Here is a 265-nt window from a genome sequence, read left to right as displayed (position 1 = left end):
CGACACACAGCGGCAGCTGCGGCAGCAAAAGTGTTCAGATCGGCAACAGCAACAAATGTTCTCAGCAGATCGAGGTCGAGGTTAATTATCGGACGATTTGCACTTATCATATATTATCACTTACTGGCGGCTCATACTGAGCTGGTTAATGCTGTGCACACACAAACAAGCAATTCCATTTGTAATGTGCCTCCCTGGCAGTTTCATCCGGAACCCGGACGAAAGTAAAAATGCATATGAGTTGCACTAAAAAAGCGACTCACAT

At 45.7% G+C, this 265-nt stretch carries 1 pseudogene; it reads right to left on the bottom strand.

Features of this window, described 5'->3' with window-relative positions:
* Positions 1-110 (bottom strand): annotated as a pseudogene (locus B0E34_RS22860) (transcriptional regulator LrhA); the annotation flags it as partial.
* Between the last annotated feature and the right edge of the window lie 155 nt (positions 111-265).

This window comes from Chryseobacterium mucoviscidosis (assembly GCF_002177115.1).
In the GTDB taxonomy this organism is placed as follows: Bacteria; Bacteroidota; Bacteroidia; order Flavobacteriales; family Weeksellaceae; genus Chryseobacterium; species Chryseobacterium mucoviscidosis.
The sequence above is the reverse complement of the archived record's forward strand: the minus strand, read 5'-3'. Positions and strand labels throughout refer to the sequence as shown.